This window comes from Streptomyces hainanensis, assembly GCF_004348415.1.
Taxonomy (GTDB): Bacteria; Actinomycetota; Actinomycetes; order Streptomycetales; family Streptomycetaceae; genus Streptomyces; species Streptomyces hainanensis.
Map to the genome: position 1 here is coordinate 1 of NZ_SMKI01000397.1, position 7,488 is coordinate 7,488.

The following is a 7,488-nucleotide window of genomic DNA, read 5'->3' on the forward strand; positions in this document are numbered from 1 at the left end:
AGCGGGGAGAGGGCGGCGGTCGGGTGGGGGTGAAACCCCCTGCACTAGGATCGGTCGCCCCACGACACCAGCCGGCTACCAACCGTCGCGGCCGTGGGGGGATACAGGGGGGATCGTGAGCCAGATCGTGGTCAAGCGTCCGCCGAGGTCGCTGCCTGACCGGGTTCCCGACGAGCCCGTGCGGCTGCTGCCGCCTCCCGAACTGCCCAGGGGGCAGCAGGAGGGCGTGCTGATGCAGATCGTGCCGATGCTCGGCATGGGCTCGTCGGTGGTGTTCTTCTTCATGCCGGGTGCGGCGCCCATGATGCGGGTGATGGGCCTGCTGATGCTGGTGTCCACGATCGGCATGCTGATCGCGATGGTGGTGCGGTTCCGGCGCGGCACCCAGGGGCAGATGGCGGAGCCGCGGCGGGACTACCTCAAGTACCTGGCGCGTACCCGGCAGGAGGTGCGTGGGACGGCGCGCGAGCAGCGGGACACCCAGTTGTACCTGCACCCGGCGCCCGAGCAGCTGTGGGCTCTGGTGGCCGAGGGCAGCCGGGTGTGGGAGCGGCGGCCCGGGGACGCGGACTTCGGCCAGGTCCGACTCGGTCTCGGCGAGCACCAGTTGGCGACGCCGCTGGTGGCCCCCGAGTCGGCACCGGTCGACGAGCTCGAACCGCTGGCCGCCCGGTCGATGCGCCGCTTCCTCGACACCCACGGCACGGTGGGCGGCCTGCCGGTCGCCGTGTCGCTGCGCGGCTTCTACCACCTGACGGTCACCGGGGAGGTGGCGGCGGCGAGGTCGACGGCCCGTTCGCTGGTCGCCTCGCTGACGGCGCTGCACTCGCCGGAGGACGTGCGGCTGGCCGTGGTGACCTCGGCCGAGGCGGCCGGCGCCTGGGAGTGGGTCAAGTGGCTGCCGCACGCGCAGTGCTCGGCGCTCGACGGGGCGGGCACCCGACGTCTGACGGGCCGCGGGGTGCTGGAGGTGGAGGAGCGGCTCGCCGCCGACCTCGAGGGGCGTGGCAGGTTCGCGGCCGGCGGCAAGCCGGTGCTCGACCAGCCGCACGTGGTGCTGCTGTTGGACGGCGTGCGGGTGCCGCCGCACTCGGCGTTCGCGGCGGCCGAGGGCGTCCAGGGCGTCACCGTGGTCGAGATCAGGCCGGGCGACCGCCTCCAGGACGCGGCGCCCCGGGCCGGCCTCACCGTCTGGTCGGCCCCCGGGGAGCTGCGCCTCGTCTCGCCGGACGGCTCGTACTACGAGGGGGTGCCCGACGCGCTGTCGCCGCCGGCGGCCGAGGCGTTGGCCAGGCAGCTGGCGCCGCTGCGGCTCGGCACCGCCACCGACGAGGACGAACCGCTGCTCGCCGACCTGGACTTCGCCGAGCTGCTCGGCCTCGGCGACCCGGCCGCGGTGGACGTGGCCCGCACCTGGCGGCCGCGCGGCGCGGGCGAGCGGCTGCGGGTGCCGATCGGCGTGGACGAGGAGGGCCAGCCGGTGATGCTGGACCTCAAGGAGGCGGCGCTGGAGGGCATGGGCCCGCACGGCCTGTGCGTGGGCGCCACCGGCTCCGGCAAGTCGGAGCTGCTGCGCACCCTGGTGCTCGGCCTCGCGGTGACCCACACGTCGGAGACGCTGAACTTCGTGCTGGCGGACTTCAAGGGCGGCGCCACCTTCACGGGGATGGCCGGGCTGCCGCACGTGTCGGCGGTCATCACCAACCTGGCCGACGACCTCACCCTGGTCGACCGGATGGGCGACTCGATCCGCGGCGAGTTGCAGCGGCGCCAGGAGCTGCTGCGGGCGGCCGGGAACTACGCCAACCTGCACGAGTACGAGAAGGCCAGGGCGGCCGGCGCCCCGCTCGAACCGCTGGCCTCGCTGGTCCTGGTGATCGACGAGTTCTCCGAACTCCTCACGGCCAAGCCCGACTTCATCGACATGTTCATCCAGATCGGCCGGATCGGCCGGTCGCTCGGGGTGCATCTGCTGCTGGCGTCCCAGCGGTTGGAGGAGGGCCGGCTGCGGGGCCTGGACACCTACCTCTCCTACCGGATCGGCCTGCGCACCTTCTCGGCGGCCGAGTCGCGCACCGCGATCGGCACGCCCGACGCCTACCACCTGCCGCGGATCCCGGGCTCCGGCATCCTCAAGTTCGGGACCGAGGAGATGGTCCGCTTCAAGGCGGCCTACGTCTCGGGGCCTTACCGGGAGCCCTCGGCCCAGCCGGCGGCCGCCGGGCCGGGGCCGGCGCAGCGTCATCCCGTGGTCTTCACCGCCGATCCGGTGCCGCTGCCGGTACCGGTGCCCGCGTCCGTGCGCGTCGAGGAGCCGGAGCCCGCCGGGGCGGCCGGGGCGGCCGGGGTGCCGGTGCCCGCACCGGCACCGGTGGACGACCCGCTGGCCGACTCGGTCCTCGACGTGATCGTCCGCCGGGTCGAGGGCCAGGGCCCGGCGGCCCACCAGGTGTGGCTGCCGCCGCTCGACTCGGCGCCGACGCTGGACGAACTCCTGCCGGACCTGCGGGTGTCGGAGGGCCGCGGCCTCCAGGCCGCCGGTCGGTCCGGCACGCTGTCGGTGCCGCTCGGCCTGGTGGACAAGCCGTTCGAGCAGCGTCACGAGGTCCTCTTCCGCGACTTCTCCGGCGCCGGCGGTCACATGCTGATCGTCGGCGGCCCGCAGTCCGGCAAGTCGACCGTGCTGCGCACCCTGATCGCCTCGTTCGCACTGACCCACACACCACGGGAGGTCCAGTTCTACGGCCTCGACTTCGGCGGCGGGGGCCTCGCCTCGATGGCCGGGCTGCCACACGTGAGCGGCGTCGCCTCCCGCCTCGACCCGGACCGGGTGCGGCGGACGGTGGCCGAGGTCGCGGGCGTGCTGGCCGGCCGTGAGGAGTTCTTCCGCCGGCACGGCATCGACTCGATGGCCACCTACCGGCGCACCCGCGGCACCGGGCAGCTCGCGGACGAGTCCTGGGGCGACGTCTTCCTGGTGATCGACGGCTGGGCGGCGTTCAGGCAGGACTACGACATGACGCTGGAGCCGCTGATCACGGACATCGCGGCGCGTGGCCTCGGATACGGCATCCATCTGGTCATCTCGGCGGCCCGCTACATGGAGCTGCGGCCGGCCCTCAAGGACCAGCTGACCAACCGTCTCGAACTGCGGCTCGGCGACCGGCTGGACTCGGACTTCGACCGCAAGGTCGCCGCGGCCATCCCGGCGGACGTGCCCGGTCGCGGCCAGACCCCGGATCGGCTGCACTGGATCTCGGCCCTGCCCCGACTGGACGGGGTGGCCGGCTCGGAGGACCTCGCGGCCGGCACGGCGGCGCTGATCGGCAGGGTGCGCGAGGGCTGGGCCGGGCCGGAGGCGCCGGCGCTGCGGACGCTGCCCGACCGGCTGTCGGCGCACGACCTGCCGAAGGGCTTCGAGCAGCCCGACCGGGGCATCGCCATCGGCATCGGCGAGGCCGACCTGGAGCCGGTGTTCGTCGACTTCGACCGCGATCCGTTCCTGTTCGTCGTCGGCGAGAACGAGTCGGGCAAGACGGCGGCGCTGCGGCTGATCATGCAGAAGCTCACCGAGCGCCACGGCCCCGACGACGCGGTCTTCGCGATCACCGACTTCCGGCGCTCCCTGATGGCCGCCGCCCCGGAACGGTACGTCGGCGGCTACGCGACGACCGAGGCCAAGCTGGACACCGATGTCCGCTCGCTGGTCTACCTCTTCGAGAAGCGGGCGCCGAAGGAGGACATCACCATCGAGGAGTTGCGCGCCCGCACCTGGTGGTCCGGCCCTCGGATGTTCGTCATCGTGGACGACCACGACCTCGCGGCCGCCTCGCCGGCGAACCCGCTGGCCATGCTGGCCGCCCACCTCCCCTACGCCAGGGACGTGGGCATCTCCGTGATCGTCGCCAGGAACGCCGCCGGCGTCTCCCGCGCCATGTTCGACCCGCTCGTCCAGCGCATGCGGGACCTCGGCGCGCAGGGCCTCATCCTCTCCGGCGACCCCAAGGAGGGCGAACTCCTCCACGGCGCCCGTGCCCGCCCGCTCCCCCCTGGCCGCGCCCAGCTCGTCTCCAGGCGCCGGGGCGCTCCGCTGGTGCAGTTGGGGTGGCTGCCCGAGGTGTGACGGTGCGGCTCGGCCGTCCGGCCGACGGGTTGGGCACCGTGACGTGGCCGTCACCGGCGGCGCGGGCGACACGGGCGACACGGGCGACGCGGGCCGGTCGGGCCGTGGTGGCCGCCTTCTCCGGCATGCCGGGGTCGCGCCGGGGTCGCCCTCGAAGCCGGGCGCGGAGCCTCCTACACCGCGCCGGTGAGGCGGGGGTTCAGGGCCGTGGTCGAGTCGCGGAGGGCGGCCGCCGTCTCCTGTTCCACGGCGGTGTGAGTCCGCACCGTGTCCTCGAGGTGCCCGGAGACGCGCAGGCAGGCGTCGCGCAGCGCGTCCGCCTGGGACTGCCACCGGGTCGCCACCTCGATCAGCGCGTTCCCGGTCTCGAAGCCCGGGGTGCGCAGCAGGATGCCCGCCACGCGCGTGGGGTTCTCGGCGGTGTGGCCGGCCGTGTCGAGGTCGCCTGCCAGGGCCTCGGCGGTGTTCCGGATGTCGGTCAACTCGGCGCTGTGGAGCTCCAGGTCGGCTTCGTCGCCGCCGCCCCGGCCGCCGGTGCCGTTCAGCCTGGTGCGCGCGGACGCGTCCTGGGCCCGGGCCTGGATCGCGGCCCACTCCTGGTGAAACGACATGCCTCGCGGCCTCCCCCAACGGCGTGGGTGGCGCCGGCCCTCGGCCGGCGCCACCCACGTGTCCCAACGATGTCGACGGCCGCCGTCAGGGCGTCCACTGCTGGGCGCGCGCGGCGCCCCGGCGGTCCGCCGCCGCGTACTCGAGCGCCGAGTCGGACAGCTGGATGCCCGTCCGGCCGAGGACCTGGGCCAGGTTCTCCAACTCCCGGGTGAAGACGGTCATGTTCTCCTGGAACGCCCGGTGGGCCTCGCCCGTCCAGCCCGCGCCCACGGCCCTGAGCTGGGCGTGCAGGGTCTCGATCTTCTCCAGCATCGCCCGCTCCTGCTGGGTCAGGCCCTCGGAGCCCGACACGAGCGACTGGTACCTCACGCTGATATCGGTCATGTTCTCTGCCCCTCCCTGGTCAGCGGCCCGCGATGCCGTTGTTGAGACCGGCCGCGGCGGCCCGGATCTGCGCGGCCTGTTCCTGTTCCGCCGTGGTGAAACCGTCGGCGCTCATCTCGACGAGCTGACGGAGGTTCTCCAGCGAGTCCGTCATCCTCCTGAGGATCGAGTCCATCTCGGCGGTCGCCCTGGCCGCTTCCGCGGCGGCGGTACCCGTCCACCCGGCCTGGGTGTCGGCGCTCGCGCCGCTCACCTGGGCGCGGATGCCGCCGAGGTCGCCGATCACGTCGGCCAGGCTGCTCTTCAGCTGGCCGACCGCATCAGCGCTGTACCGCAGATTCGGGTCCGACATGCCTCACGTGCCTCTCTTCGTCGATCGCGCCGCGTCACCGCTGGCCGGGGTTCTCGTCCGGCCGGTCTGCCGCGTAGCGCTCTTCCCAACCCGCCATGATCGCCTGGAGGCGCTGCCGCTGCTCCAGCTCGACGCCCTCGTAGCCCCGCTCGGACAGCAGCGTCACGATGCCGAGTGCCTCCATGGCCTCCTGGCGCATCCGCACGAAGCCCTCGAGCCGTGCCCGCACCGCCTCGTAGCGCGTGGGCAGGTCGCTCAGCGACGCCATCCCCGCGCCGAAGCTGGCGTGGTCGAGGCTCAGCCGGGCCACGGTGGAGGTGGTGATACCGCCGTCTCGAAGCGACACCTCGATCTCGTCCAGCCGGCCGGCGAAGCCGTCCAGCGCGCCGTCGCCGACGTGCAGGTCGCCCTGGCCGGTGGCCACGCGTGGATCGTCAGTCACCCCGCCCCCTCGTCAACACGTCGTGCCCCCTCGATCACCGACGGCCACCCATCCTAAACCGGTCGCAGCACGCGCAGGCAACGCGAATGGGAACAAGCGTCATGGCGACGGCAGGGAGTTCAGGGGCGCGTGGGATCCGCTCAACTGCTCAGACGCCCCTGAGTACTCGCCCGAGCACGTCGGCGCAGGCCCCGTACACGGCGGTCACCGAACGCCTATGCTGCTGTCGTGACTTCGACACAGCAGGGGCTCACCCCGCGCCAGGCGCGGCGGTTGCGCATGGGGATCGCCGCGGCGGCGATGGCGGCGATGGCGGTCCTGCTCGTCGTCCAGCTCGGCGACGGTTCCTCGCTGCGCTCTCTCGGGCTGTACGGCGCCGCCTTCGTGGTCTCCGGGTCGGTCATCGAGATGAGCCGGCGGGGCCGAACGCGGCTCGGGATGGCGGTGTTGGTGGCCGGCTTCGTGGTGTTGCTCGGTACCGACTGGTGGCTGCGCGCCTTCTGATCCTCGACCTGATCGCCGGCCTGATCATCCGGTGCCCGGGCGGCCGGGGTTCGTGACCGTGCGCTGCGGTACGATCACCTACAGGCCGCCGAGCCGCCGTTCAGCGGCCGGCCGAGCCGATCGCCCGTGTGATGAGGAGGTGCGCTGATGGCCACGACCGAGACGCCGGAGGAGATCGCCGCGCGCAAGGAGCGTGAGCGGGACGAGCTGTACTCCCGCGACATCTCCGGCGTGGAGTGGCTGAGCGCGCCCGACGGTCCGCAGGACGAGAAGGTGGAGATCGCGTACCTGCCCGGTGGTGGCGTGGGGATGCGGAACTCCAAGGACCCGGACACGGTGCTGCGGTTCACCGACGCCGAGTGGGAGGCGTTCGTGCTGGGCGCCCGGGACGGGGAGTTCGACATCGAGGAGCCCGGGCCCGCCGCCTGACGGCTCCCGCCTCTCCTCTCTCGCCTATCGCCTATCGCCTGACGCAGGTGTAGGTGCCGAAGAGCCGGCCCTCGAAGGCGGTGTCCACGATGTCGAAGCCGGCGCGGGTGAGCATCGGTTCGAGGAGCCAGCGGTAGGTGCTGTGCTCGGTGCGGATGTGTTCCGCGTAGTCGTCGGCCGTGTAGCCGGCCGCGGGGTCGCGGTTGGCGGCGCCGGCGAGCCAGGCGGTGAAGACGGATTCGGCCTCGTGGGGCTCGAAGTCGTAGATCAGGTCGCGGAGTCGGAGCACGCCGCCGGGGCGCAGCAGTGCGGCGAGGCGGTCAAGGGCCAGGGCCTTCCAGAAGTCCGGCAGTTGGTGCAGCGCGTGCCTGGTGTGGACGGCGTCCGCCGGCGGGCCCTCGTGGTGGTAGCTGAGGAAGCCGGCGTGGGCGCACTCCAGCGAGGTCAGTCCGGCCTCGGCGGCCCGGTCGCGGAGGGTGGCCAGCATGGCCGGGGAGACGTCGGCCGCGACCACCCGGCACCACCGGCATCGAGGCCCTGGACTCCGCGGGTGACGACGACGGCGCCCGGTGGATCTGGGAGGACGGCGCCTGGCGCGACGACAGCTGCGACGACGCGGGCTCCGCCCAGGACAGCGGCCAG

8 protein-coding genes are annotated in these 7,488 nt (G+C 73.3%); 3 read left to right on the forward strand and 5 right to left on the reverse strand.

Annotated features, from left to right (window positions below; all coding sequences use genetic code 11):
• Positions 1–115 precede the first annotated feature (115 nt).
• A complete protein-coding gene (gene eccCa, locus E1283_RS28070) occupies positions 116–4,123 on the forward strand; it encodes a type VII secretion protein EccCa (protein WP_132820964.1) in 4,008 nt (1,335 codons plus the stop codon).
• A 173-nt stretch (positions 4,124–4,296) separates the two neighbouring features.
• On the opposite strand, the gene E1283_RS28075 is transcribed toward eccCa, so the two are convergent.
• The 4 genes from E1283_RS28075 to E1283_RS28090 form a co-directional block, all read right to left on the reverse strand.
• A complete protein-coding gene (locus E1283_RS28075) occupies positions 4,297–4,734 on the reverse strand; it encodes a hypothetical protein (protein WP_132820965.1) in 438 nt (145 codons plus the stop codon).
• A gap of 85 nt (positions 4,735–4,819) precedes the next feature.
• The gene (locus E1283_RS28080) at positions 4,820–5,119 is read right to left on the reverse strand and encodes a WXG100 family type VII secretion target (RefSeq protein WP_132820966.1); all 300 of its coding nucleotides are present in this window, start codon (positions 5,117–5,119) and stop codon (positions 4,820–4,822) included.
• A gap of 19 nt (positions 5,120–5,138) precedes the next feature.
• Positions 5,139–5,471, reverse strand: a complete 333-nt coding sequence (locus E1283_RS28085) for a WXG100 family type VII secretion target (protein ID WP_132820967.1) — start codon at positions 5,469–5,471, stop codon at positions 5,139–5,141.
• A 34-nt stretch (positions 5,472–5,505) separates the two neighbouring features.
• Complete coding sequence (locus tag E1283_RS28090; protein ID WP_132820968.1) at positions 5,506–5,913, reverse strand: hypothetical protein; 408 nt, start codon at positions 5,911–5,913, stop codon at positions 5,506–5,508.
• A gap of 228 nt (positions 5,914–6,141) precedes the next feature.
• Here E1283_RS28090 and E1283_RS28095 point away from each other — a divergent pair, with 228 nt between their 5' ends.
• Both E1283_RS28095 and E1283_RS28100 read left to right on the forward strand, forming a co-directional pair.
• Positions 6,142–6,417, forward strand: a complete 276-nt coding sequence (locus E1283_RS28095; RefSeq protein ID WP_132820969.1) for a hypothetical protein — start codon at positions 6,142–6,144, stop codon at positions 6,415–6,417.
• Between the two features lie 147 nt (positions 6,418–6,564).
• The gene (locus tag E1283_RS28100; RefSeq protein ID WP_132820970.1) at positions 6,565–6,846 is read left to right on the forward strand and encodes a DUF397 domain-containing protein; all 282 of its coding nucleotides are present in this window, start codon (positions 6,565–6,567) and stop codon (positions 6,844–6,846) included.
• A gap of 31 nt (positions 6,847–6,877) precedes the next feature.
• Here the strand turns inward: E1283_RS28100 and E1283_RS28105 are convergent, their stop codons facing one another.
• Positions 6,878–7,360, reverse strand: a complete 483-nt coding sequence (locus tag E1283_RS28105; RefSeq protein ID WP_243745157.1) for a methyltransferase domain-containing protein — start codon at positions 7,358–7,360, stop codon at positions 6,878–6,880.
• Positions 7,361–7,488 lie beyond the last annotated feature (128 nt).

What these genes read in the sequence shown, in the direction of transcription:
- E1283_RS28075 (WP_132820965.1), bottom strand. Translation starts at nt 4,734, where the DNA reads ATGTCGTTTCACCAGGAGTGGGCCGCGATCCAGGCCCGGGCCCAGGAC.
- E1283_RS28080 (WP_132820966.1), bottom strand. Translation starts at nt 5,119, where the DNA reads ATGACCGATATCAGCGTGAGGTACCAGTCGCTCGTGTCGGGCTCCGAG.
- E1283_RS28085 (WP_132820967.1), bottom strand. Translation starts at nt 5,471, where the DNA reads ATGTCGGACCCGAATCTGCGGTACAGCGCTGATGCGGTCGGCCAGCTG.
- E1283_RS28100 (WP_132820970.1), top strand. Translation starts at nt 6,565, where the DNA reads ATGGCCACGACCGAGACGCCGGAGGAGATCGCCGCGCGCAAGGAGCGT.